This window comes from Lysinibacillus sphaericus (genome assembly GCF_015844675.1).
Lineage (GTDB): Bacteria > Bacillota > Bacilli > Bacillales_A > Planococcaceae > Lysinibacillus > Lysinibacillus sphaericus_E.
In genome coordinates this window covers 1-23,677 of sequence record NZ_LDGC01000070.1, presented here as the reverse complement: position 1 = coordinate 23,677, position 23,677 = coordinate 1, and the positions used below count along the sequence as shown (strand labels likewise).

Annotated in this window: 29 protein-coding genes; 15 read left to right on the top strand and 14 right to left on the bottom strand. The window is 33.9% G+C overall.

Annotated features, from left to right (window positions below):
* Positions 1 to 79 precede the first annotated feature (79 nt).
* Positions 80 to 808, top strand: coding sequence for a hypothetical protein (locus ABE34_RS16990; RefSeq protein WP_197143652.1), 729 nt, complete (start codon positions 80 to 82; stop codon positions 806 to 808).
* A gap of 29 nt (positions 809 to 837) precedes the next feature.
* Positions 838 to 1,272: an Ig-like domain-containing protein gene (locus ABE34_RS16985; RefSeq protein ID WP_241747210.1), complete on the top strand. Its 435-nt coding sequence runs from the start codon at positions 838 to 840 to the stop codon at positions 1,270 to 1,272.
* A gap of 217 nt (positions 1,273 to 1,489) precedes the next feature.
* Here ABE34_RS16985 and ABE34_RS16980 read toward each other — a convergent pair whose 3' ends face one another.
* Positions 1,490 to 1,969: a PH domain-containing protein gene (locus ABE34_RS16980; protein WP_197143651.1), complete on the bottom strand. Its 480-nt coding sequence runs from the start codon at positions 1,967 to 1,969 to the stop codon at positions 1,490 to 1,492.
* Positions 1,970 to 2,091: 122 nt separating this feature from the next.
* Entirely contained in the window at positions 2,092 to 2,508 is a 417-nt protein-coding gene (locus tag ABE34_RS16975) for a hypothetical protein (RefSeq protein WP_197229938.1), read from the bottom strand.
* Between the two features lie 146 nt (positions 2,509 to 2,654).
* Between ABE34_RS16975 and ABE34_RS16970 the strand changes: the two genes are divergently transcribed.
* Positions 2,655 to 2,930, top strand: coding sequence for a hypothetical protein (locus ABE34_RS16970; RefSeq protein WP_197143649.1), 276 nt, complete (start codon positions 2,655 to 2,657; stop codon positions 2,928 to 2,930).
* Between the two features lie 482 nt (positions 2,931 to 3,412).
* Here the strand turns inward: ABE34_RS16970 and ABE34_RS25880 are convergent, their stop codons facing one another.
* Positions 3,413 to 3,862 carry a hypothetical protein gene (locus ABE34_RS25880; RefSeq protein ID WP_241747211.1) on the bottom strand — a complete coding sequence of 150 codons (450 nt, stop codon included), beginning with the start codon at positions 3,860 to 3,862 and terminating at the stop codon, positions 3,413 to 3,415.
* Positions 3,863 to 4,245: 383 nt separating this feature from the next.
* Between ABE34_RS25880 and ABE34_RS16960 the strand changes: the two genes are divergently transcribed.
* From ABE34_RS16960 to ABE34_RS16950, 3 genes are all read left to right on the top strand, one after another.
* On the top strand, positions 4,246 to 4,941 hold the full coding sequence (locus ABE34_RS16960) for a hypothetical protein (RefSeq protein ID WP_197143648.1): 696 nt from the start codon (positions 4,246 to 4,248) through the stop codon (positions 4,939 to 4,941).
* 815 nt (positions 4,942 to 5,756) lie between these two features.
* Positions 5,757 to 6,767 carry a hypothetical protein gene (locus ABE34_RS16955; protein WP_197143647.1) on the top strand — a complete coding sequence of 337 codons (1,011 nt, stop codon included), beginning with the start codon at positions 5,757 to 5,759 and terminating at the stop codon, positions 6,765 to 6,767.
* A gap of 366 nt (positions 6,768 to 7,133) precedes the next feature.
* The gene (locus ABE34_RS16950) at positions 7,134 to 8,123 is read left to right on the top strand and encodes a C45 family autoproteolytic acyltransferase/hydolase (RefSeq protein ID WP_197143646.1); all 990 of its coding nucleotides are present in this window, start codon (positions 7,134 to 7,136) and stop codon (positions 8,121 to 8,123) included.
* Positions 8,124 to 8,215: 92 nt separating this feature from the next.
* Here ABE34_RS16950 and ABE34_RS16945 read toward each other — a convergent pair whose 3' ends face one another.
* Positions 8,216 to 8,521, bottom strand: coding sequence for a hypothetical protein (locus tag ABE34_RS16945; protein WP_197143645.1), 306 nt, complete (start codon positions 8,519 to 8,521; stop codon positions 8,216 to 8,218).
* A gap of 366 nt (positions 8,522 to 8,887) precedes the next feature.
* Here ABE34_RS16945 and ABE34_RS16940 point away from each other — a divergent pair, with 366 nt between their 5' ends.
* Positions 8,888 to 9,145, top strand: coding sequence for a hypothetical protein (locus ABE34_RS16940; RefSeq protein ID WP_197143644.1), 258 nt, complete (start codon positions 8,888 to 8,890; stop codon positions 9,143 to 9,145).
* Positions 9,146 to 9,186: 41 nt separating this feature from the next.
* Here the strand turns inward: ABE34_RS16940 and ABE34_RS16935 are convergent, their stop codons facing one another.
* Positions 9,187 to 9,906: a peptidoglycan recognition protein family protein gene (locus ABE34_RS16935; RefSeq protein ID WP_197143643.1), complete on the bottom strand. Its 720-nt coding sequence runs from the start codon at positions 9,904 to 9,906 to the stop codon at positions 9,187 to 9,189.
* A 563-nt stretch (positions 9,907 to 10,469) separates the two neighbouring features.
* On the bottom strand, positions 10,470 to 11,183 hold the full coding sequence (locus tag ABE34_RS16930; protein WP_197143642.1) for a YukJ family protein: 714 nt from the start codon (positions 11,181 to 11,183) through the stop codon (positions 10,470 to 10,472).
* 842 nt (positions 11,184 to 12,025) lie between these two features.
* Between ABE34_RS16930 and ABE34_RS16925 the strand changes: the two genes are divergently transcribed.
* From ABE34_RS16925 to ABE34_RS16905, 5 genes are all read left to right on the top strand, one after another.
* Positions 12,026 to 12,643: a hypothetical protein gene (locus ABE34_RS16925; protein WP_197143641.1), complete on the top strand. Its 618-nt coding sequence runs from the start codon at positions 12,026 to 12,028 to the stop codon at positions 12,641 to 12,643.
* A gap of 474 nt (positions 12,644 to 13,117) precedes the next feature.
* On the top strand, positions 13,118 to 13,306 hold the full coding sequence (locus ABE34_RS16920) for a hypothetical protein (protein WP_197143640.1): 189 nt from the start codon (positions 13,118 to 13,120) through the stop codon (positions 13,304 to 13,306).
* A gap of 163 nt (positions 13,307 to 13,469) precedes the next feature.
* The gene (locus ABE34_RS16915) at positions 13,470 to 13,916 is read left to right on the top strand and encodes a GNAT family N-acetyltransferase (protein WP_197143639.1); all 447 of its coding nucleotides are present in this window, start codon (positions 13,470 to 13,472) and stop codon (positions 13,914 to 13,916) included.
* Positions 13,917 to 14,228: 312 nt separating this feature from the next.
* Positions 14,229 to 14,531, top strand: a complete 303-nt coding sequence (locus tag ABE34_RS16910; protein WP_197143638.1) for a PadR family transcriptional regulator — start codon at positions 14,229 to 14,231, stop codon at positions 14,529 to 14,531.
* A complete protein-coding gene (locus ABE34_RS16905; RefSeq protein WP_197143637.1) occupies positions 14,528 to 14,971 on the top strand; it encodes a hypothetical protein in 444 nt (147 codons plus the stop codon). Before ABE34_RS16910 ends, ABE34_RS16905 begins: the two co-directional genes overlap by 4 nt.
* A gap of 137 nt (positions 14,972 to 15,108) precedes the next feature.
* Here the strand turns inward: ABE34_RS16905 and ABE34_RS16900 are convergent, their stop codons facing one another.
* Positions 15,109 to 15,351 carry a hypothetical protein gene (locus tag ABE34_RS16900; RefSeq protein ID WP_197143636.1) on the bottom strand — a complete coding sequence of 81 codons (243 nt, stop codon included), beginning with the start codon at positions 15,349 to 15,351 and terminating at the stop codon, positions 15,109 to 15,111.
* A gap of 188 nt (positions 15,352 to 15,539) precedes the next feature.
* On the opposite strand from ABE34_RS16900, the gene ABE34_RS16895 reads away from it, so the two are divergent.
* Positions 15,540 to 15,740, top strand: coding sequence for a hypothetical protein (locus ABE34_RS16895; RefSeq protein WP_197143635.1), 201 nt, complete (start codon positions 15,540 to 15,542; stop codon positions 15,738 to 15,740).
* A 345-nt stretch (positions 15,741 to 16,085) separates the two neighbouring features.
* Here the strand turns inward: ABE34_RS16895 and ABE34_RS16890 are convergent, their stop codons facing one another.
* Positions 16,086 to 16,970 carry a LysR family transcriptional regulator gene (locus tag ABE34_RS16890; RefSeq protein ID WP_197143634.1) on the bottom strand — a complete coding sequence of 295 codons (885 nt, stop codon included), beginning with the start codon at positions 16,968 to 16,970 and terminating at the stop codon, positions 16,086 to 16,088.
* A 129-nt stretch (positions 16,971 to 17,099) separates the two neighbouring features.
* On the opposite strand from ABE34_RS16890, the gene ABE34_RS16885 reads away from it, so the two are divergent.
* Positions 17,100 to 17,858 carry an SDR family NAD(P)-dependent oxidoreductase gene (locus ABE34_RS16885; RefSeq protein WP_197143633.1) on the top strand — a complete coding sequence of 253 codons (759 nt, stop codon included), beginning with the start codon at positions 17,100 to 17,102 and terminating at the stop codon, positions 17,856 to 17,858.
* Between the two features lie 429 nt (positions 17,859 to 18,287).
* Here the strand turns inward: ABE34_RS16885 and ABE34_RS16880 are convergent, their stop codons facing one another.
* On the bottom strand, positions 18,288 to 19,049 hold the full coding sequence (locus tag ABE34_RS16880) for an alpha/beta fold hydrolase (protein WP_197143632.1): 762 nt from the start codon (positions 19,047 to 19,049) through the stop codon (positions 18,288 to 18,290).
* Positions 19,050 to 19,238: 189 nt separating this feature from the next.
* On the opposite strand from ABE34_RS16880, the gene ABE34_RS16875 reads away from it, so the two are divergent.
* Positions 19,239 to 20,450, top strand: a complete 1,212-nt coding sequence (locus ABE34_RS16875) for a helix-turn-helix domain-containing protein (protein WP_197143631.1) — start codon at positions 19,239 to 19,241, stop codon at positions 20,448 to 20,450.
* Positions 20,451 to 20,876: 426 nt separating this feature from the next.
* Here the strand turns inward: ABE34_RS16875 and ABE34_RS25875 are convergent, their stop codons facing one another.
* The 5 genes from ABE34_RS25875 to ABE34_RS16845 all read right to left on the bottom strand — a co-directional run.
* Complete coding sequence (locus ABE34_RS25875) at positions 20,877 to 21,059, bottom strand: putative glycolipid-binding domain-containing protein (RefSeq protein WP_197143630.1); 183 nt, start codon at positions 21,057 to 21,059, stop codon at positions 20,877 to 20,879.
* A complete protein-coding gene (locus ABE34_RS25870) occupies positions 20,992 to 21,321 on the bottom strand; it encodes a putative glycolipid-binding domain-containing protein (RefSeq protein ID WP_430982170.1) in 330 nt (109 codons plus the stop codon). Before ABE34_RS25870 ends, ABE34_RS25875 begins: the two co-directional genes overlap by 68 nt.
* Positions 21,322 to 21,550: 229 nt before the next feature.
* The gene (locus ABE34_RS16855; protein ID WP_197143725.1) at positions 21,551 to 22,033 is read right to left on the bottom strand and encodes a pentapeptide repeat-containing protein; all 483 of its coding nucleotides are present in this window, start codon (positions 22,031 to 22,033) and stop codon (positions 21,551 to 21,553) included.
* 66 nt (positions 22,034 to 22,099) lie between these two features.
* Complete coding sequence (istB, locus tag ABE34_RS16850; RefSeq protein ID WP_197142911.1) at positions 22,100 to 22,852, bottom strand: IS21-like element helper ATPase IstB; 753 nt, start codon at positions 22,850 to 22,852, stop codon at positions 22,100 to 22,102.
* Positions 22,853 to 22,860: 8 nt separating this feature from the next.
* Positions 22,861 to 23,677, bottom strand: an 817-nt coding sequence (locus tag ABE34_RS16845; RefSeq protein ID WP_197142901.1) for a Mu transposase domain-containing protein, incomplete at its 5' end; no start/stop codon positions are given.

The window sequence follows — 23,677 nt, the reverse complement described above, 5'->3', positions numbered from 1 at the left end:
ATCACGGTTGTCTGTTTTTTTGTATGTACTTTTACCTACAGTTTCCATTATAGTTATATAGAAGGAGGCAATGTTTAATATGAGTTATTTTTTAGTATTTTTAGGTATGCTCGGAATTTTTGCTGGTCTTATTCTATTAATAATAGGATTAATTAAAAAGAAGAAAATGAAAGGCGGTCTCGTACTAGGTATATCGATTGTTGTCTTTATTATCGGTTTTATAATGGTACCAACTAATAATACGGAATCCACAGATAAATCTAAGGACAAGGAAAAAGTTGAAACAGCTACAAAACCAAAGGAAGAAGCTCCTGAAGACAAAACTACTCGTGAGAAAAAAGAAACCGAGGAAAAAGCATTAGCTGAACAGAAAGCAAAAGAAGAAGAAGCTCGTTTAAAATCAGAACAAGTAGCTTCTGTTGCCGTAACTTGGCAAGACAAAGTGAAAGAAATCGCTACAATGAACGGAACTCCTACAGAGAAATATGATGCAGTTATGCTTTATGCAAAAGATTACCCTTCTACAGAAGCTGAAATCAAAGATTTTGAAAAATACATCATAACTGAATACAAAAGTAAAAATTATGTAGCTGATATAAACAATGCAGAATATATGTTAAGCAATATATTTAGAGCAAATGTAATCAATAGATTCTATGGTGAAGTACAATCTCCAATTAACAATTTCTCATTTGATTTCTATCAAAACACCAAATATACATATCGTGGTGTAGATACATTAGATAGTTCTGCTGTGAGATCTAACGAACGTCAAATGGATAAAGCATTAAAACAAATGGGCAAATAAACCTGACATTAGTATATAAAAAAACTGGATTGACTGATAAGCAACATTCCGTTTTCATTTATGCGGATGATAAAACATCAAAAGTTGGATTTGACAAAATTGTACGATTTGAAATTAATGCTATAGATATAGATGGAGAGTTAATTAACACAAGCTCTACTGATTCTATTACATTAGATAAGAATCATTTAGAATTGTTTGAAGGCAGTTCAGAAAAATTAACTGCCACTGTGACACCAAATAGTGCAAATGTAATATGGTCATCACGTGATGAATCAATTGCCACTGTAGACCCAAATGGTAATGTAACTGCTCTTCGTGAAGGTCAAGCAATCATTACTGCTAAGGTTGAAAACACAGAACTAGTTGCGACTGCTACAGTTATTGTTAAAAATTTAAACAATGAATCATCGAATGCTATTCTAAAGTATCACATTGGTAAACGGCATAACAAAAGAATATGATGTTACAAATACCGTTTTAAACAACTACTTAAATTAGTTTGAAATTGCACAAGGCACACCAACATTCAAATTTTCTAAAACAATATCTCCTTATAAAAAAGTAACGGAATATATCGTACATGATAAGATTGCTTCATTTGAAGTAAGAGAATACTAAACACAAAATGACCAGGTACTCAATTAGATGAGCGCCTGGTCATTTGCATGTTGTGTTCCTCTATTTAATTCGGTTTAATGCATGATCTAATTCATTTAACCAATGCTTCCCACCGTATACCACAAAGATTGTTTCGTTTTCTTCTTGATCAAAAATATGAATTCTTTGTGTTATAAGAAGGTTTAAACCAAGTTCAACTTGATCTACTTCATCCAAATATAGTTCCCAATATAAGTTAGGATTAATATTAAAAGCGTGAGCGCAAAAAATCAGACGTTGGTTTGTTAATAGCAAACGGCCTCCATCAGATTTAGTTGCACTGTAGTACATATTTGCTACACCTGAGCGAATAGGAAATTCATTAGTATTCATTTCAATCTCGTGGAAGAAGATTTTTTTATTTGCTAGTTTAAATTCATTGGAATCATAAGTAATTTGTTTTGCTTTTGCTGTAATGATATAACTACCACAGTACTCGCAAACATTTTCCTTTGGATCAAACGTTGCAGCACAGTTTGGACAATTTAAAGCTTTAACCATAGCTTCATCGCTCCTATTATGTATTATTATAAAGTACACTTTGAATTACTAAATATACCAATATTATAAAAGAATAAAGCCCAGGCTCAAAATTAATATTGAGTACCTGGGCTTTAAAAAATCTAATTCAACTCTCTTTGTATCTGCAATGCAAAATCTTCAATAGTTTCTCTATCTTGATAAATTGTAACACCAATACCGGAACGAGTAGATCTGCGTGATGTATACTCACCAGCATCAATCCAGAATTGGAATTGATATATTTGTTCATCAATTAACTCGCTTTTGTTTGCTAAAATAGAAAATGAAGGTTCAGTCGAGTCCCATACTTCAGCTTCCAGTAATTCGTCCCAATTATTCAGGATTAATGTATGTAACATTATAAGGTCGCTTCGCAAAGCCGCAAATTTAAAATCTAATTGATTGTCACCGCAAAAGAATTTAATAAATATATCACTAGAAACTGAATCTCCTTCAAATATTTCTATCTCTAAACTTGTTTTCGATGCACTAAATGACCTATCGTTTATTCTTGCCATAATTACCACTTCCAATTACTACTAATAAATTTTGAAGCAATTTCTCCAGAATCAGGTTTGTAAATAGTTGCTACTTCTTTTGAATTTCCAACAAAAACAACATTTATATTTTTTCTTTATCATATACCGCTCTAGCACGTGTGTATTTGTTCATATATTTTCTACCATTCACAATGGTATTAGCGACTGCCTTTGAAGTAATCATTCGTTCGTTTGCTCTACTAACTGCATGTGAAGTAAATTTTACTGTAACTTTTGGGAGTTGTTTCGCAACTAGTTTAGCACATGTGGCTGCAACGAACCAAACAACTGGAGCAAACCTTGGCGTTATTTCAAAGTCGGAATCGAAATTAGACGAAGTAAATGGTACACGAGCGTTATTGATAGAATCCCAAAAATATTGTCTTTCGATATCAGTATAAGATTCATAAATTCCCTTTAATTCTGGATGAGCATTTAGATAATTCTCAGTATTTTCGGGGGAAATGTGACTTTTTCGTGATTTCGGTGACTTTTTTGTGTAACGAGGGTTGGTTTGTTAAACACTTGTTACACACCTAAAAAATGGATTTTATTTTATATTCTACTGTTTTTAATTGTCTTCCTTTCACACTTTTTATAAAGTTTTTTCATTTACTTTATCATTTAACTCCAATAAACTGTATATAAATACATATAAAAGAGGCAACAAAATGAATCCATGGATAAAGACCATTCTGGGTGTAGTCATAATATTCGGCTTCAGTATAACGTTGAATCAATTGATGGAACCTGGTGTTTTAAGCTCTATATTAAAAGGCTTAGTTATTTCAATTGTAATACTTGGGAATAATTTCACTATCAATAAAAAGACAGACCAGAAAACAAACCAAGATAGCCATTAAGCTATCTTGGCCTTAGTATTTCATTTAGCTACATACTTATCATGATAACGTTTGAGCATTGTTGCCATATGTTCATGGGTAAGTGCAGCAGTAGAATTTGTGCTTTTTCCATCTTCTTTGATGATACCCTCTTTAATAGCCCATTCCCATGCTCCTTTATGTGTTGAGGCTACTTCGGATAAAGAATGTAAATTAGCTTTATTTGCTATTAAGTCTTTTAATAAGTTCAATTCTTTCTTTATTTCATTATATTGATTTACTTTCAAATCCTCCTCAAGCCCATTTTTAAAATGATGAACATTCTCCGCCATGTGATAACGACCAGCTGCCTTACAAGACTGGCATTCATAATTATCTCGCTTCAATGCATCAAGTCGTAAATCCATCCACTCTTTGGATTTATAGAACTTCATCAATTCACCGCTAAGGATGAACGCGATTAGTTCTTGGTTGCGTACTTCTTTAATCATTGTTCATTCCTCCACAATTTATAGTTAAATGCATAATAAAAAGCACCTCAATTGAGATGCTTCATTAAACATAATAATTCTTATTAGAACTTCATACTACATTCATTTACTTTGATTATTATTAGACAACTCATGTTTGAATTTCTAACTACAAACAGCTGCAGCAATATACTGTGTATCTAAGGTAAAATATACCCACTGATATCCATCATAATAATACCCCCCTACAGAGTTCGCTCCTAAAGTAGTTGGAAAATACCAAAATTCACTTCCATCGGTCGCCCAAACATACGTATATTGATTAAGGCAATTTGACATAACGCCCGGATCTATTAGGTAATTAAACCCTTGAGGCCTTTGAGGCGTATATTGAGGTGGTGGTGATGTTGGAGCTCCACTTCCTGGGACTGGGTAGACTCCTCCTCCTGGGACTGGAACTGGTATTCCTATCGGTATTCCTCTTGGGACTCTTCCTGGGATTCTTCCTGGGATTCCTCCTGGGACTCTTCCTGGGATTCCTCCTGGCATTCCTCCTGGGACTCTTCCTGGGATTCCTCCTGGCATTCCTCCTGGGACTCTTCCTGGGATTCCTCCTGGCATTCCTCCTGGAACTCTTCCTGGGATTCCTCCTGGCATTCCTCCTGGAACTCTTCCTGGGATTCCTCCTGGGACTCTTCCCGGGATTCCTCCTGGCATTCCTCCTGGGACTCCTCCTGGGACTCCTCCTGGCATTCCTCCTGGCATTCCTCCTGGCATTCCCCCTGGCATTCCTCCTGGCATTCCCCCTGGCATTCCTCCTGGCATTCCTCCTGGCATTCCCCCTGGCATTCCTCCTGGCATTCCTCCTGGCATTCCTCCTGGCATTCCTCCTGGGACTCTTCCCGGGATTCCTCCTGGGGGGACTCTTCCTGGGTCTCCTGGCCTTCCACCTGGCATTCCTCCTGGCATTCTTCTTGGCATCATTTGAAATCACCTCCACCAGGTACTTGAACAAGAGCATTTTGAGTATATACAGTCCAATTTGGGTAATAACCAAAATTCACTTCATCATTCTCCTTTATGATTTAATATGCAACTGAAATCAAATACTTTTTAATCAACAATCAATTTCATTATATTAGTCATAATATGTAAAGCACGGGCTTTAATCTCGTATAAGTAAACCCTACAAATCTCCATAATCGATTCAACTGGAACAAATCAATTTGGACTATGATCATACCATTAATGCCAATAAATTTTTCTGCCAACGATTACCTCACCATAGTTGTAACACCAATTTCAAAATAAAAAGCCACACCTAGTTAGATGTGACTTCGAAGTGTTGACGTTCTCGCAAACGTCTATTTAGTTGGTATTCCCTGTTTCTTCATCTGTTAATATATCACGCTTTGACAAGTGCAGTTGTTACCTCTTTGTTACCTCGTGATACCACCTTACGAATATATCCATATGAATTTTTATCATGGTAAAAAAGTCCCTAAGTGGTTAAAGTTATTTAAAGAAATTACCTTTGATAAATATTAAGGAGGTTACATAAGTGATTAAGTTAATCAAACATACCAACCTCTGCTGATATCACTATGGCTGAGTACAATTAAGGTGTTTTCCTTTATTTGAACGTTCCTATTAAAAATTCATTCCATACACGAATTTGATTTCATACCATCGTCAATATATTTCAATAAACTACATCACCATAGTTCACTCCCCTATTCGCAATTATTGTTGTTTTTTATTTTTAGACATACCATTGGTATTTAGCAAGTAATCAATAATAATACAGCAAGATCTTATTATAGAATAAGGTTATTAATAACAATTGTTTGTTTTTTAACATGTACTTTTTCACTAATATTACCTAGAATAGTAATATAGAGGGAGGATTTTATAAATGAAGAAAAAATTAATCTTTAGTGCAGCATTAGTATTAAGCCTAGGATTGGCTGGTTGTGGAGAGGACAAAGCTAAGGAAGAACCACAAAAAGAGAATAATACTAAAGCTGAAGAGTCACAAAAAGTTCTTGCGAAAACAGTAGATGACGTCATGAAACATTTTAAAGATGATGGTCTAGAACTAGGTGAAGTTTCAGATTTACCAAAAGATGAATTTGGAAACATCCGAAAAGAAGGCAAACGAATTTTAATTCCATCACTTGGTGATGATTCGGGTGGTCGATTATTTTTATTCGATAATGAAGAAAATCTAAAAAAGGCAAAGAGTTATTATGATGAATTAGGAAATTCAGGTCCTTTGTTTTATTCTCACACTCACCAAAGTGGACTGTTTTTATTACAAATGAATGGCGATATGGAAGATAATGAATTTGCTAAGTATGCAGCTTCACTTGATACAGCTGTAACCGGTTCTACTTCCATTGAAATCAAAGAAGAAAGTAAGGCGAATAAAGCTGATAATTTAACAGAAGCGAATGTTGGTGATGTAGTGAAAAATGATTTTGCAGGTACATATACAATCACTGATTTATATGAAGGCCCAAATGAAAAATATAAAAGTGCAGATGTAGAATTTTCAATTGATGAAATGAAGACAGCTAAACTAGTTGCACAAAGTCCTGAATTAATTGAAACAGCTGCTGAAACAAATGTACTTATCCTCTCTATTACAGGAGAAAATTTATCTGACGATACTGTTGATTTCCATCCAAGCACATCTAAAATGATCACTGATACAAAGCGTCAAATTGATTCAAATGTAATGATTTCCTCTTTTGAATCTGAATTTATTGGTAAAGTCATTCAAAAAGGTGAGGTTATTTTTGATTTAGGTGAAGAAGGTTTAGAAGGTGTCAAAGAATTAAAGTTTGTATTTGATAGTACTTCAAAAGTTAACAGATTTATTGGAGAAAAAGTAACAGTAGTTGTACCAGTAAATAAAAAATAAGTCACTCGAAGGAGGTTAACCCCCACCTTCTTCATATGAGTAAATAGAATACCTGAATTTCTAAATGAAAAATTGTTAACTGCATGCGAAGCAGCTGAGCTGTTGGAAATATCAAAAGCTCGTTTGGGGCAGTTAGAACCACCTAAAATGGTTTTAAAAAGCATGCTGCTAGAAAAAAATGAACTTGAGTCACTTCGTAAAAAAATACAGACCGTATGACCAATAAACACAAAAGGCCCAGGCATTCATACTTTTATGAGCGCCTGGGCCTTTGTGTTTAGAGTTATTTAATAATTACAGGCTACACTCTCCCCCTACTGGAGAGTTTATTCTTTTTACATACACATAATAATGGAGGGAATTACGATGTATCATCCGAGATTAAAAGGAAATTCTTATGAGGCAGGAAAGCATTATGCAGAAATTCTTTATAAAAATGGTTTTAGGTTTCCGAAAGTAACGGAAGAAAAATTAAAATATGGGGAGTCGTGCAAACAAATTCTTACAGATTTTGATCCCCATATTGTGAATGAGATACAAGGATTTGCTGAAGGTTGTCATTCTTCATTTGAAGAAGTTAGCTCGTTTCTCTTAAGTATTGGCGTATTCGAATTGGCAGGTCAATGTAGTATTTTCTCCGCCTTTAACGGTAAAGAAATGTTTATTGGCCGAAATTATGATATGCTCTTTGATCTTAAAAATATTACTGAGTCCTCACTTGTTTGTTTTGATGATAAAAATAAATACCTCGGGCAATCAGATTGCTTTATCGGAAAAGTTGATGGTATAAACGAACACGGATTATTTGTAGGGATTTCATCCGTTCCTCATGACGGAATTAAACCAGGACTGAATTTTTATTTTGCTGTTAAATATATTTTAGAAAATTGTTGTACGGTAGATGAAGGATTAGAAGTGTTGAAAAGATTCCCGAGTTCGGTGGCAAATAACTATTTGTTAGCAGATCCTCAAGGGAATATGGCTGTTGTAGAGATTACTCCTAATAGTTATCAAGTACGCCTTCCTACTAATAATTACATTCATTGTACAAATCATCACGAAAGTACATCATTAACCGAAAGTTGGAATTGGAGCAAATCAAAAGAGCGTTTTGAAACATTAGATACCCGTCTTAAACAGAACGTAAATAGTATGGATCTTACCATTGCCCAATCAATTATGTCGGAAACCAAGGGTCATGTTTGTTTAAATCTAAAAGAACAACAATTTGGTACTCTTTTCTCTGTTATAGCTAACTTAAATACTTTAGATATACTTAGAGCAGAAGGTCAACCAAACAGAGCAAAATATAAATCAGATCGACGATTAATAGATGCTGTTTTAAAAGATGTCTAATTAAGACCATCACTACAATGAATTCATGCCTTCCATATTGTAAACTCCTTACATAAAAAAGCCCTCCACAATTATCTGTGGAAGGCTTGATATTAGAGCATTTTATTTAATTCATTTACAAACTCTTGATAAGTTTTAATATTCCCACTTAAATGAGACTCTTTTTTAGTAAACTCTACTACTTCATCTACAGCCATATCAATATTTGCCTTTACGATTTCAGTTCTTGAGCCAGGTGTAACACGTTCTTTTAATTCATTTAATAGCAAAACTCTTTCTTTACATTTATCCAAATCAGCTTGTACCTTCAATAATTCTTGTTCCCATTCATCGATAAATTCTTGGTACGCTCTGATTTCTGCAATGATGGTTTCTTGACTACTTTTTACTTCTTGCACAGGAATCATCTCCTTTCATCTACTCAATTCGACAAAAAGAGAGAATTACCTTTAACAAGTTTTTGACCATGGACAATGTATATAATTTTAAAGTAAACGCAGCATAAGTTTTCTTTCGTTACCTTTTTTTGCCCTTTCAACATACGTTTCCCTCCTGCGGTGTGATATAATAATGTCGTGAACACCATCAAAGGGCATAACCAATTCGAAGCTGTAGCGTGTGAAGACGCTGCGGCTTTTCTTAAAAAGGAATGAACCTATGAATCAATCAATCCAATATATCAGCTACCTACCAAGCTTGTAGGGAGTGCCGTTTCATCCTTTGACCTCCATGCAAGCTTGGGTTTCTCAAGGGAGCTGATATTTATGAAAAATCGTTCAAAAGCTTATATTCGCCATCAGAGAGAGCGAATTATTCGAAAGAAATGGACCATTTTAAAAGACGTTATGTTAAGAGAAAGTGAAGACATGCCTGAACGCGGCAGATTGAGCAAAGGAAAAATCCATTGCTCATGTAGAATGTGTCGATACGAGCAGTTTCACTCGATTCCAAAAGCTAAACATAAAGCAAAATTAAAAGTTATGGAACAGGAAATAGACGATTATGTCTATTTCCTTTTTTAAAAGCCCAAGCTCAAAATACATTGAGTACCTGGGCTTTGCTGTTAACCACCACGTTGTTTAATGATGATTTTTAGTCCTTCAAAATCGCCACCTGTCAAAGTTCCTTGGTCAAATTTATCTAACCATAACTTATCAATTAGCTTTTTATCTACTGATTGTTTAATATAATCACGAACTGCTGCTTTGGTAGTTTCGTTTGTAAATCGCATTATGTCATCATCCTTATCTGTTTGTTGTTGATCCAAACCATTTTTAATATCTAGTTTGAATTGTTCATCTGTGATTCCCATAGTTTGTAAATACGGAAATGGATCATTATGAGTTGTACCGCCTAAAGTATCTGCGACCCAACGATGCGACTTAATACCATTGCCACTACTATCAAGTACAATAGGTAAACCCGCCTCTTTTGCAAGTTCTCTTAGTAACCAAATATAAGCAGCATAATCCTTTTTAAATTGTTCTTTGTCATTTGTTCGAGCCAACTCTACTTGTGCATAGCTAAGTGGATTACCTTTAGGACCACAACCATATTGCACACGATTAACTGGCGCGACTTGCACGATCCGTCCACCACCCCCTACCCAGTGAGAAGTAAAGGCATTGGCTTTATTTTGATTCATAAAAGCTAATTCATTTTCCAAAGCATTCGGTCCATTATTATTCGAATTGCCAGATTCATGAGCAATAACATATTTAACTGCAGTTAAAGCTAAGTTCGGCAATCCGGACATTAAGCGTTTTTCTATAATATAAGTCATTTTCTCATTTCTCCTCTCGTTGGATTATGCCTTTGAAAAAATCAATAAAGGGATCTATGCACTTATCATCATTAGTCAATTTTAAAATGATCGAGAATCTAATAAACAATATCTAGAAGTGCTAAAGGAATTGTAAAAACAAGCACAACTAACAAAAATTTACAAAATATTCTGAAAATAAATTCCGTCTTTTTAATCCATTATACTGACACTTAAAACTTTACGCTAAAATATATCTATTAACTTTGAACTACATGATTCTAAAAAACGTTGTAACCATTCAATCACTCACATAACCCATACTTTATTTTATTATTTGCAATATAAAATCCCTCCACAATTATCTGTGGAGGGCATAAAAAATAACGCTAGCTTATGCTGCGTTTACTTCTTTTCGTATAGTATATAAAAAGTATGAGCATTTGGCGTAACGTGTAGAAAAGGAATAGCCCCTTTTCATTTGCTCTTTGTCAAATACTATTAAAAATAAACATGTGCAAATATAAAAAGCCCAGGCTCAAAATCAAATTGAGTTTCTGGGCTATTTAAAGTGTTCTTCGCAATCAAATTTCTATCGCTGATTTTCTATTCGTATGGTTACATGCACTAACTGGCTTCGTAGCATGTCCTTGGTCATCTGTACACCAAGACTGAGATTGGAAAGCAAGGAATATACCAACCCATCTGTTTTCCTCCTCAAAATGAATGAGGACACCACCATCTTGCCATATCCCGTCGTCTTTCCTAAAATCTCTACTATTTCCTTGATTCATATGGATATCGTGAATACCTCTGCCTGGAGAAAAGCCAAAATATTTATCTACCTTATCTTCATTTTTAAACTTTTCACCGTAAGCGTAAACTGTAGCTTTTTTTGTCATAGCCTCTTGTATATACTTATTCACTTTTTCATTTAAGTCATTGTCTGGTCCATTTTCTGTTGCAGGGAGAGGAATCATTTTTGACGGATCAAATAAGCCACCACGAATATAATCTAAGGCAATTTCATGATTTTCACTAGTAACCTCTGTAAATCCTTCTTCGAAATTAGGGATAATGGTAATTTGACTCGAGTTAAAATCTTCACTCACAAAATACAGGACTTCTGATGGCTCTACCTTTGAGGCGACATTGATCGCAATCCTATAATTCTCCGCGCTTTTGTCCTTCTTTGTTGCCCGAACATGCACTTGGTAATGAGGGGTTTTGTCAAATGAATCCACAGGTCTCACGTCAACAACTTTTCCTTTTAACACTCCGTACTTGAATAAGGGCATAGAACTAACCTCCAATTTAATAGATTTTTTCCAATCTTAGCTCACTAGTATATGGAAGAACCTAGTCGCTTCAGACATTTTATGGTTACGTTACTAAATTCATTTGTTTTATTCTTTCTATATCACTTATTCTATCATTCCTAAAAATGGAACTTCAATCATTTATTCACGCCAAATTTCGACGTTCACATCCCACTTCGTTGCTTACATTGCGCTTGAGATCGATGACTGCTATGCATTGTTGACGCAGTGACTGACATTTTTACTGGTAAGATTACTCATTTTCAGTCAAGCTTTGCAAATAAACAGAAGCAAAATAAATGCTGAAAAATTTGTTGATTTTTCCTGTTTTTTGTTTTATATTTACAATATCCATGTGCTGTTTAACAGGTAACTGTTAGGCAGCTTTTTTATTGCTATATAGATTAACCCATATTTCACTTACTATATTTTATCTCGGCCAACCTCTAGATCCATCACTTATACCACTCATTCCATCACCCTTTACTGGCCATTAATGACCCTATCCACTTCCATGTCATCAATTTGCTAACTAACATGCTTCTAAACTACGAATTCTGTCATATACTCGTGCAATCGCTACTATAATCTTCTATGATCAATTATTTTCATAAATTCCACCATATAAAATCTCCATTGCATAGCATCTTGACTGCCGCTACTGTTCGGTGTTTAGCGATATAGCTTGTAGTTACGCCCCTTTTTCTGTCCAGAGAAATAAAACAGATGCATATTTTAGGTTTTCATCATTTTGATAAATGGCTTTGAATTGCTGTGAATACAGTGGTTTGACGTTTATTTTGTAAAAGGAGCTGTTATGAATGTCTTCAAAAAAAGTATCTATCGGTCTTACACAATTTACGGACTTTACTTTCAAAGGTGTTACTGGAAAAACCTCAATGGTTAGACAAATAAAATATCAAGATGAATACAATCCTGCTTTTGATTACTGGAAACCATTACGGGATGGTATCCGAAAATTTCACGAGAAAAAATTTAGTAACGATTACTTGCTTGATCTTGCTGAAAAGGCTTCTCAAACAAAACAAAAAAATTACCTAGAAGCAGTGAAAGCTCATTTAAAATTTATTAAAAATAAAGAAATCGAATGGTTTGAACCAGGCAAATCAAATTGGTATAGCGAATATTTAACTGTTCGCTCATCACCAGAACTTGGATTAATGATTGATGGTGTTCCACACTTAATCAAGTTATATTTCAAAGGGAAGGACGAACGAATAGATAAAAATAAATGCCGTTCATCTTTGACACTATTAAATCAATCTGACTTCACCATTGAGCATTCACCAGATATAAAACCTGCAATTTTAAACGTCCAAAAAGGACGATTAATTTCAGAAGAACCTTCTACTGAAGATCACCTAATTGCGCTCGAATCGGAAGCAGCACAATTTATGGTCATATGGAACAAAATTTAACACGTGTATTAGGGATATTACAAAGAAGGTCACTCTTAAATGAGTGGCCATTCTGGAAAAACGCTATGTGCTCTTTTATGTTAATATTTACATATGAGGTGAATTAAATGCCGTTTACAAGAAAATACATATACATCTTTTGTTTTTTAATAATGTTTTTATTTATTACGATTTGGGATTATTTCAGAAATGGAAATTGGGCTATACTTGAAAATTTTTTCTTTTCCTTATTGTTTGTAATCATCTATGCTTTTGCAAATTGGGCATGGGATAGTAAAAAGTATGAAAAGAAATAGCAAGCTGATCCGTTAATAAATCAATAGCGAAACTTTTAACAATGTATCGCCATTGTTAATAAATCCATTTTTTTCATTACTGCGGTAGTAAGTTTTCATGCTCCGCAAAATTAAATACCCTTAAACTCCCTCTTCATTTGTTATAATTAAACTGAATTTTACAAAAGGTGGGGTTCGATTGAAATTCTTCAATGTTTTGACTGCAATTATTTTAGGTTTTTTTACAGGAGTATTACTTAGTGATGGCGGAATAAAACTTCATGAAAGTGGAATTCATATTTTATTAGGTTGCATTTTTTGGATGTTAACTTTTATTTATTTACGTATGCCTTTTGCAAAACCTTCTCGAGAAAATAAAGAAAAATAGTATCCTTCTTTCTTCTTCCAGCAGTTTAATTGAATTACAATCGGGAAGTTTTAAAAAATAGAATCCATCAATATGCAAATAGTTTACTGCACATTATCTTTCTCATATGATGTATATTTATATTCAAAATAGTATTAAATACAATTTTAGCGGAGGGATTATCGTGATAATTAGGCAAGCAAACGTTCAAGATTGTCATTTATTAAGCAATTTAGCCTATAAATCAAAAGCCTACTGGGGATATACAGAAGATTTCCTGCAACAATGTAAAGAGGATTTAACCGTAACAAAAGAGTACATAGAAGAAAATCCAGTTTTCGTCATGGAGAGTGACAACAAGATCATAGCATTTTATAGCTTAACTATTAATGAAATGAAATTAGATGCATTATTCATAGATCCTGATTATATCGGTAAAGGATTCGGGAAAATGATATGGGACCATTTATTAAATAAAGCAAAAGAGTTAGGAATATGCGAGTTTACGCTTGATAGTGAACCTAATGCAGAAGGTTTTTATTTAAAAATGGGAGCAAAGAAAATAGGCTCTATCCCATCTACTGTGTTTCCTAACCGTCATCTTCCTCTCATGAAAGTTAAAGTGTTTTGAAAAGTAAATTTAATTCGCGGCTTGAGTCCTAAGTTTAAAGGATTCAAGCCGTTTAATTGTTTCTTACTGAAAAAGTGACTATAAAATGAATACAGTCATTAATCCATCTAACGTATCTATTGGTGATTTAATATACTAACTGCGATTGTTTATTCACTTTAAGTCCCCTATTGAAATTACAAACTAAACAACGCCTACACTTCCATTTTAAAACCATTAATAACTTATATTTGAATTAATTGTAAATATAAGTTATTATTACGTTATACGTTATATCGCCAAACGTAACAAACTATTAAAAGGAGGTATTGTATGAAAAAGGATAGATTTTCTGAGCCTTCATTGTTTATTTTGATTAGCCTTGCAGAAAAAGATTGTCATGGCTATGCGATTATGGAGGATATTGAAACAAATTATAGTATTAAGCTAGGTGCTGGAACTTTATATGGAGCAATTGCACGTTTAGAAAAAGCTGGTTATATTCAAGTGCTTGAATCAGATGATCGCAAAAAACCTTACAGGCTAACAGATGCAGGAAGAGAATATTTAAGCAACCAAATTAAAGAAATCCAAGCAATAACTACACTTGGCTCAAAAAGGCTTGGCCTTATATGAACTTGTTAATTTATTTGTATCCAAAAAGTTGGAGAAAACGATATGGCGATGAAATACTTGATCTATTAGAACAAAAAGATTGGACATTCTTTATGACGATCGATTTACTAAGAGGTATAGTGGATGCGTGGAAAATCGAAATAAATGAACGAGAAATTTTGGGTATTCGAATGAGCAATGTTTTATTGCTTGTCGGTTTGATTAATTTGTTTATTATTCTACAATACAGATCATCACAGGAGGTAATTATAATGGAACAAATCACGTTGATCATTGCGATCGTATCGTTTTTCTTAGCAGTATCAATTTTCATTGTGCACCTTTTTAAAGAAGGCTTGCAAAAAGCTTTTTCAATTAGCACTAAACTATCGAAAATGAGTCTTGGATTTATGGGCATATACGGATTGAGCATAATAACATTTTTGGTGCTAGCTAATTAAACATCGTAAGAAAGCTCTATTGCATAAACTTACTGTCAATTAACAAAGCGTATTCAACCTTTCCGAATACGCTTCTTTTTTCTAATGGCGAATAAATAATTGGAGTTAGCTTTCCCCACTTTCGCGTCCTTTTTCAATTAATGAACAGCCTTATTTTTGATTAGCTTAACACTACCAAAAGCAATGACCAACGCGATTAAAGATATACCAAGTGGCGCAATTGAACTAGTATTTCCAAACATCACTTGCGATGGTAAAGCAGAAGCCTCTACCCATTGGTTGCTGGGCGTATAAAACATTGTTAATAGCATCCCTGACAATACTTGCAATACTAAAAATGCTACCACGAAAAACAATGTGAATAATAGGTATTTTTTCAAGTTACCCCCTCCTTTCTTTATTAATATATTACGGCTTGCGTTTAAATAAGTTTCACACAATCCTATTACCACCAAAGATGCTTTATTAAGAAGTTATTCTGTTCCGCATTTTTGCATAGCTGATTGTCTATAAAATACCATCCTTTTTTATGTTATAATTTACACATATTACATACTGAGGTGGTACTATGGACAACAACAAATTGATTTGTAAAGCTTGTGGTAACGATTCATTTTCAGAAGGTAAACTTGATGGCTATGCAGCTTTAAAACCAGTCGACAAATTTTTTTCTAATGGTTCTTCACTTATTTTTACTCTGTGTCAAAAATGCGGCGAAGTAGCCTCAATTAAAGCTGAAAAACCTCATAAGTTCACTAGTTCCATATAGTTTTGTTAAGAGGCTGGGACAAAAGGATTTTAGCCAATGAAAAACCCGAACTATTACGAAACGGGCATTCCGTATTTCGTAATAGTTCGGGTTTTCTATTTATATTCTTTGTTAATTTAAAAATTATCCTTTTTTCATAATGGACAAATTAGTTATGTCCCAGCCTCTTTTGATGTGCTCCGCTTCATCTACCATATTTCGTAGGGATCGCTAATGTAGAACTTTATGATTCTTGGGTATCAAGTCGTAATTCATATTTAAAAACATGAACGCCTTCATTCTGTAAACATTCATGCTTTTACTCGAAAAAGTATTCCAAGACTCATTATGGAGGTTTCTTTCGCCTTATATTGTACTATCCTTCAAAAATGAAATAGCAAAGTCACGAAAACTGTTTACGACAAATGAACTTATTCTCTTTTTATTCCATGCAATCCCTACGGTTTGAAAGCAATCAGGATTTGAAATTTTTAATATCTTTACATTGTCTAAATACTGATCTAAAAATGAATATTTGAAAATAAAAGAGATGCCCTTTCCTTCGTTCACTAATTGTAAAATAATCGATAAATCCTCACCTTCAAAAGCAATATTCGGCGTAAAACCTGCTCTTTCAAATAATTGATTTTCTGTTGCACGGAAATTTTGACCTGTTTCTGACAAAATAAACATTTCATCCTTTGTCTCAATCAATGAAATACTTTCATTAGCTGCTAACGGATGATTTTTCGGGACAACTAAAAAGACTTCTTCTGTAAATAACGGAACCCATTGTATTCTGTCATCTTTTATAGGATTGATGACAATCATTAAATCAATTTCACCACAAATTAATTTTTGAAGAGCTAGTTTATCCGGTAATAAATACTGTCGGATTTTAACATTCGGGCGCTTTTTATAAAAATCATAAAATAATTTTGGCAATAGTTTTGAATTCATTACATTAATCGCTACACTATCTTCTCTAATATTAGCCAGTTCTTGAATTTCTGTTTTCGCCTCTTGTAAATCATTTAAAGCCTTTTCCACCTTTTCATAAAATATTCGTCCATATTCATTCAAACGAATAGATTTCCCTTTTCGATCAAAGAGCGGTACTCCTATATCATCCTCTAGACGAGCTATCGTTTTACTTAATGAAGATTGCGAAACCTCTAATTCTAAAGCGGCTTGCGACATATGTTCCAAGCGCGCTACTACTATAAAATATTCTAATTGCGTTATTTGCATTATTACTCACCTTCTTATCCTTATTACTATAAAGGAATAAGCTCATGCATTCAAAAATATTGAATACGTTTTTTAAGGAAAGCTATACTACACATGTAAAGAAGACTGACAAATATGGGAGGCAATAATATGAATGGTAAAGATTTTGAAGGTCGAGTTGTCTTAATTACTGGAGCAGCTACTGGTATTGGTCGTGCTACAGCACTAGCTTTTGCACGTCGTGGCGCGAAAGTTGCTATTGGCGATGTGGATGACCGTGCACAAGAAACTGTAGAACTAGTTCAACAAGCAGGCGGAGAAGCAGTTTTCTTTAAAACTGATGTAACAAGCCCAGAGCAATTAAAATTACTTGTTGAAAAGACAGTAGAAAAATTTGGAGGATTACATCACGCATTCAACAATGCAGGTGTGTTAAATAAACCAACAAAATTCGTTGATATTGAAGAAGACACTTTTGATAAAGTGATGGCAGTTGACGTTAAAGGTGTATTCTTTGCCGTGAAACATGAACTTGAATACATGATTGCTAATGGCGGAGGTACAATTGTAAACACAGCTTCAGTAGCTGGTGTTATTGCCGATCCAAATATGGCCCCATACGTAACAGCAAAACACGCAGTGAATGGTTTAACTAAAGCAGCTGCCATTGATCACGCTCAAGACGGTATCCGAGTAAACGCTGTGGCGCCAGGTTTAACAGAAACACCAATGACTCAAATGTGGAAAGATAACCCTGAAGTTTGGAATGAAGTTGTGTCCAACGTTCCAATGGGCCGCGCTGCTAAACCAGAAGAAATTGCTGAAGTCGTTGTATTCCTTTCTTCAGACGCAGCAAGCTTCTGTAACGGCTATGTTTATGTAGCTGATGGCGGACAAGTTGCTCACTAATATTCGGAAGTAATTTTTAAAATTTTCATTTCAAAATATTAGAAGAATGAACATAGACCAAGATTGAATATCTTGGTCTTATTTGTAAACCTTCATACTTTCCCCCTCTTTCTTATGTATTTGCAAAGCTTATTCGAAACTTCTTCAGCTACTCCTTCATCTTCTCTAAAGGATGAGTTATTTCTCTTAGCCAATGTTTCTCAACCTAAATGACAAATATAGGTTCATTTTCTTCTCTGTCAAAAATATAGATTCTTTACGATCGATGCTTTTAAATGCATAATAAAAGGCCTCTAACTCGAGGCCATTTCAAATAGTTCTACTGACTACTTCTTGTTTATTTGATATATTTACTTTCATCGTCTATTACGAATTCAACTATCACACTAATATCGCCATTCCAGATGCAGAGTAGTAAAATGAAAAGCATTATCTATTATCATTCTTTACTACAATACTTAAAATATCTCTTATTGTCCCTATAACAACTTCTGGTTTATCAAAATGTATCGCATGCCCAGCGTCTTCAACGATAATATGTTGCTTAATTGTTGACAAGTTTGCAAGCTCTCCTTGAAGTCTCATCCAAGCAGCCATTGATTCCTTTGTATGAAAAGGCTGCAAACCTCCTGTAACGACAATCAATGGGATATTTCCAAAAGATTTAGAAGTACGAACTTGCTCAAAACTTTCTTCAATCTCTTTAAGAGATCCTTCTATAGTAAATTGATTATAATACGCTTCCTGAACTTCTTTTGTAAATAAGGGAGGCAATATTTTATTTTGATCCTCATGAGATGAATCTAAGAGAACTACTCCTGCGACTTCCTCTGGATATTCACTTGCAAATAATCTTACATTTAATCCTCCGATTGAATGGCCTACTAATACATACGGTGGCTTTACACCTGCTTTTTTTAGTAATATACGTAAGTTATCGACACTTTGTCTACTATTCCGAGGTCTGTCATCCATTTCACTTTTTCCGATTCCTGCTCTGTCATAAATAAACATTCTTGAGAACTTTGATACTTCATCTCTAATCGGATTCCAGTTTTCTAAAGTAACTCCATACCCTGATTCGAAAACAAGTGTAGGACCATCGTGATGTTCACCTAACAATTCATAGTATAATTCGATGCCACCTATATCAAGTTTTTGCCCTGATTCATTTTCAATACATTCACTCATTTTTCATCCCTCGTTTTCAATTTTTTTAAAGGAGAGCTCTCTTCTAAAAAATATCTTTCCTAATTTCATTAACTTCAACTCAAGAAAGTTCAATCAAATTGAACTTTATCGTAACATGTAATAATTGCCTTTTCAAGCTGAAGTTTAATATAATTGAACTTATAAACTGAATTTCAAGGATGTTGGAAAATGAATGAGTTAGGACAACGAATTAAAAAATTAAGAATAGAAAAAGGTATGACACTTGTAGAACTAACAGGGAATAAAATGTCCAAAGGAATGTTAAGTATGATTGAAAATGGGCGCGCTAACCCTTCAATGGACAGTTTAAAATTTATAGCGCACCAGTTGGGCTGTGATCTTCAATATCTGTTAGGGAGCCCTACTCCTGATGAGCTAAAAAACTTATTTAATATATTAGAGGAAGAATATGAAAAAAATAATGATGAACAGATAATTAATTTGACGCAAAACATTTTTGACCAACAGTTCCCCATTTCATTGGAATCTGCTAGGATATTAGAAATTTCCGGAAGAACAGTTATGAAGTCCGATGAAAAAAATGGAGAAATGTTGATAGATCGGGCTATATCAATCTATGATCGATTATCTCTTTATAGCCACTGTTTAGCTGTCAAATTATATGTAGTAGAACACCATGCAAAAAAGGGCGAGTATCTTAATGCCCTGAATATGTTAAGAAATGTAAGAAAAGAGTATGATGAAAAAGCAAAAGTTATTGATATGCTAGTTAAATTAGAGGCGAATTACGTTGAAATGGTCTTACTTTTTGGGATAGGCGAATATAAATCAGGGAAAGAAAAGCTTAATCAATTAATTGTTATGGCTAAGAAAAGAATGGTCTATTATAAGATGGATAATATTTTCCGGATTGCAGCATTCCAAGCCCTTCTTCATAATGATGAAAACGATTATGCTTATTTTATAAAAAAGTCAGAACAATTTGCTGTATTCAGTGAAAATGATAAGTCCTTAGCTTATACACTGTTGCTTCAAGCTCATTATTATAATCAAATACCAAAAGATTATGAACAAGCTCTTTTCTACTTAGATAAATTTGCAACAGTATTAAAGGGGAATATCGGAAGTGATTTTTATTATCTTGAAAAAGGTAAGGCTTTACTAGGAAAAGGACAACTCAATGAAGCCTTAGAGGCGTTTGAAAAGTTCAAGATGCCGGGCTCAACTACTTACCCGCTTGAATTATGTATTCTTTACACGGCTTATTCATATAGGGCAATTTGTCTTATGCAAATTGGAAAAATAGAGGAAGCACTTATTTATGCGAAAAAGGCTGCTAGCAACATAGATTCATTACCCAAAACGCATTATCAAGATTTTATTAAAAACACTATAGATTTAGTAAATACATCTTTGTAAAATACAAAAATGGTAAAACACTTTTTCTTTTTAATTACTACAGATTAAACATTTAGTCTTAAAATAGAAGAGACCAGGTTAATTTACAACATGTAAAAACCTGGTCTCTAATGGTAACCTAATGTAGAATCTTTGTCACATTAGGTTTTTTACTTACGTTTTTTTAAATATAATCAATAATCACAAATTATGTTATATAAATACTGCCTATAGAAATAGTTAGATAAAGAGTATTAATAAACTAAATAATAGTGCAAATGAATGCACAAGTTAAATGTTTTACATACACAAATACAACATTTTTATTTTTAGCTTTTTTTCAAAAATAACTATGCTACTATAGCTACAAGCATTGCAGGTACAGTAAATGCAGTCTCATAAATACTGTGTGCAATGTTGTTGTATATCCAATAAATATTTTTGAGATTATCCTATTATTCTAAATACATTCGGATAGTCTATAACCAAACCCTGTTCGTCTACACATATAATTGTTTCATAATCATACGAACGGTATTTAAAATATCTCAATTTACCATTGTTAATTAAATATGTATAGGATTGGGGAACTTTTTTTACCTCGAGAGATGGAATAGATATGTACACCATTTCGATTAAGGACCCAATTCATCCTATTGTTAGGAAGTGAATTTGAAAATGGTGTTGCAGATATATCAATATCAATTGCACCTTTTAGCTTATCAATTACTTGTCCATCATTTTCGAACCATTTTCCCTTTCCATCAGACGTTAATTTTAAACTGTTGTGTTCATCAACTATTATTGTCAATTTTTTAGTAAACCAATTGGAGTCTAAATCAACTTTGTATTCCACAATATGAGCATTAGATTCATCCCCTTCTACATATATAATTGTCCCTTTCGCTGAAAAGTTTTTTCTTCTTTGATAATGCTTAAATACTCACAACCAAACTGTTCTTCATTCTCCCATACTACCTTTTGATTCAAAATTTTCTCCCCTATCTTTAATAAACGCTTCATCATAAGGCAGATTCTGCCCTTGATCAAATACCTCTTTTTCTCAATAGTTGCATCTTACGATATAGAATAAGTAAATTCAATTGAGTAACTAGTCAATACTATCGTTTAACCTTTAAACCTAGCAATTCAGCAAAGCCAATTGCTTGTTCAGTGGAAATCACACAGCCACTTAAATTTTTTATCGTTACATTTAATCGTTCAAATTTACACGTACTAATATCCACATTATTTAGCGGCGTATCGCTAAAATCAACCTCATCAATATTACAGTGTTCAAATTTCACTTTTTTAAATTGGCAATCGTAAAAGCTTGTACTACGTAATGATGACTGATTGAAACAAATTTGTTTAAATTTTGCTAGGCCAAAGTTACATAAATTCATGATACACCCTTCAAAAGAAACGTTTCCTAAATGGGCCTCTGAGAAATCAACACCTAACAGTTTGCAGTTTTTAAACGTAACTCGATGGATAATCCCTTCGTTAAATGTTGAGTTAGATAAGTCACAGTTTTCAAAGATTACATCCGTCATATCAATTTTATTGAAATTCGAGTGAATCAGAGATACTTTTTGAAACAGAACTTTGGATACATATAAATGTCAACACCAATATGTACATTTTCGCTCGTTTAAGGATGTACAAAATTACTCGTTTTCCGAGGTTAAATGATGCTTTAATCGGTATGAATCGCCTACGATTGAGACAACGCTTGCGTGATGTAAAATACGATCTAAAATCGCATTCGCTAACTTCGGTTCAGGGAAAATTTCATCCCATGATTTGAAGTTCACATTCGTTGTGAAAATCGTGCTACGTTTCTCATATCGGGCATCAATGAGCTGGAAAAACAGCTTCGCATCCTCTGGATCAATTGGTAAATAACCAATCTCATCAATGATTAGTAGTTTATATTTCGTATAATGTTTTAAACGGCTCTCTAAGCGGTTTTCTAAACGGGCTTTCTTCAGATTCTGAATTAAATCATGGCACTTTATAAAATAGGTACTTGTTCGTTTTTTAGCTGCAGTAATACCGATTGCTGTGGCCAAATGGGTCTTACCGACACCACTTGGACCAAGGAATACAATATTCTCATTTTCTTCGATAAAACGAAGACTTTGAAAATCGAGTATTTGTTGTTGATTAATACTTGGTTGAAAATCAAAATTAAAATCCTTTATTTCCTTTAAATGTGGAAATGCAGCGACTTTCACCATCGCATGAATCATATTATGCTCACGTACATCAATTTCATAGTTTGTCAATTTTATAAGTGTATCAATAAAAGAAAGTTCATTTTTAATACTAAAGTCGATGACTTCATTCAAATGGATGCCCATTTGCTTTAATTTTAAATACGCTAAGTTTTGCTGTAGTTGCTGGTAATTTGTACTCATTAATGAATTCATTTATACATTTCTCCAATCGCAGCTAAGTTCCGTTTCGCTAAATCGTTAATATCAGGGTATTCAGGCATTGCCTTTGCCATTAATTCACGATAATGCGCCTCTTGATAATTTAGTTTTGCTTCACTTATTTTGTGTTGTGCGATTAATTCCATGTTATAATAAATCCATAATTGATTATCGTACACTTGTAGCCCTACTTTTTTGCCTTGATACCCCGGTGGTACGGAGTATTGATTGGACTTGTAGGAAATCATGCTCGATGCATTGACTTTCACAAGCGTATGGTTGATTCGATAGGAATCTCTTACTCGTTCAGTTGGTAGCTGGAGTAAGTGATTCCTTTCTTTTTGCCATTCTAAAATCGGAATTTTATTCGTCCCTTGATGAATTTCATGATTAATACGATTACATAGTTTTTCAATATAGGCTTGTAACTCAACTATATTAAACTTCCCTTGATAGGCGTGGATTTCATCTAGTAATTTCATCGTTGTTTCCACTTTTCCTTTTGTACGAGGACGACCTGCTACACACGGCCTCACCTTAAATCCAAAATCTCTCGCAAATTGAGCGAACTTCGTATTTACTTTTCCTACAAAATGTTCTGTTCGTGCTTCGTCCATCACAGTTTTCATATTGTCAGTGATGAGTTCTTCTGGTACACCACCCATTTTTTCAAACGTGTCGGTTAAGAAAGAAAATAAAACTGCTTGCGATTTGGAAATACTCATATAAAAGAATCGCATACGAGAGTGGCTCAGCACTAACACAGCTACATTAATTTCCACCTGTTCACCATTACTTGTTTCATAA

What these genes read in the sequence shown, in the direction of transcription:
- ABE34_RS16990 (WP_197143652.1), top strand. Translation starts at nt 80, where the DNA reads ATGAGTTATTTTTTAGTATTTTTAGGTATGCTCGGAATTTTTGCTGGT.
- ABE34_RS16980 (WP_197143651.1), bottom strand. Translation starts at nt 1,969, where the DNA reads ATGGTTAAAGCTTTAAATTGTCCAAACTGTGCTGCAACGTTTGATCCA.
- ABE34_RS16975 (WP_197229938.1), bottom strand. Translation starts at nt 2,508, where the DNA reads ATGGCAAGAATAAACGATAGGTCATTTAGTGCATCGAAAACAAGTTTA.
- ABE34_RS25880 (WP_241747211.1), bottom strand. Translation starts at nt 3,862, where the DNA reads ATGATTAAAGAAGTACGCAACCAAGAACTAATCGCGTTCATCCTTAGC.
- ABE34_RS16960 (WP_197143648.1), top strand. Translation starts at nt 4,246, where the DNA reads ATGTTGGAGCTCCACTTCCTGGGACTGGGTAGACTCCTCCTCCTGGGA.
- ABE34_RS16955 (WP_197143647.1), top strand. Translation starts at nt 5,757, where the DNA reads ATGAAGAAAAAATTAATCTTTAGTGCAGCATTAGTATTAAGCCTAGGA.
- ABE34_RS16950 (WP_197143646.1), top strand. Translation starts at nt 7,134, where the DNA reads ATGTATCATCCGAGATTAAAAGGAAATTCTTATGAGGCAGGAAAGCAT.
- ABE34_RS16940 (WP_197143644.1), top strand. Translation starts at nt 8,888, where the DNA reads ATGAAAAATCGTTCAAAAGCTTATATTCGCCATCAGAGAGAGCGAATT.
- ABE34_RS16935 (WP_197143643.1), bottom strand. Translation starts at nt 9,906, where the DNA reads ATGACTTATATTATAGAAAAACGCTTAATGTCCGGATTGCCGAACTTA.
- ABE34_RS16930 (WP_197143642.1), bottom strand. Translation starts at nt 11,183, where the DNA reads ATGCCCTTATTCAAGTACGGAGTGTTAAAAGGAAAAGTTGTTGACGTG.
- ABE34_RS16925 (WP_197143641.1), top strand. Translation starts at nt 12,026, where the DNA reads ATGTCTTCAAAAAAAGTATCTATCGGTCTTACACAATTTACGGACTTT.
- ABE34_RS16910 (WP_197143638.1), top strand. Translation starts at nt 14,229, where the DNA reads ATGAAAAAGGATAGATTTTCTGAGCCTTCATTGTTTATTTTGATTAGC.
- ABE34_RS16905 (WP_197143637.1), top strand. Translation starts at nt 14,528, where the DNA reads ATGAACTTGTTAATTTATTTGTATCCAAAAAGTTGGAGAAAACGATAT.
- ABE34_RS16895 (WP_197143635.1), top strand. Translation starts at nt 15,540, where the DNA reads ATGGACAACAACAAATTGATTTGTAAAGCTTGTGGTAACGATTCATTT.
- ABE34_RS16890 (WP_197143634.1), bottom strand. Translation starts at nt 16,970, where the DNA reads ATGCAAATAACGCAATTAGAATATTTTATAGTAGTAGCGCGCTTGGAA.
- ABE34_RS16885 (WP_197143633.1), top strand. Translation starts at nt 17,100, where the DNA reads ATGAATGGTAAAGATTTTGAAGGTCGAGTTGTCTTAATTACTGGAGCA.
- ABE34_RS16880 (WP_197143632.1), bottom strand. Translation starts at nt 19,049, where the DNA reads ATGAGTGAATGTATTGAAAATGAATCAGGGCAAAAACTTGATATAGGT.
- ABE34_RS16875 (WP_197143631.1), top strand. Translation starts at nt 19,239, where the DNA reads ATGAATGAGTTAGGACAACGAATTAAAAAATTAAGAATAGAAAAAGGT.
- ABE34_RS25875 (WP_197143630.1), bottom strand. Translation starts at nt 21,059, where the DNA reads ATGGTGTACATATCTATTCCATCTCTCGAGGTAAAAAAAGTTCCCCAA.
- istB (WP_197142911.1), bottom strand. Translation starts at nt 22,852, where the DNA reads ATGAGTACAAATTACCAGCAACTACAGCAAAACTTAGCGTATTTAAAA.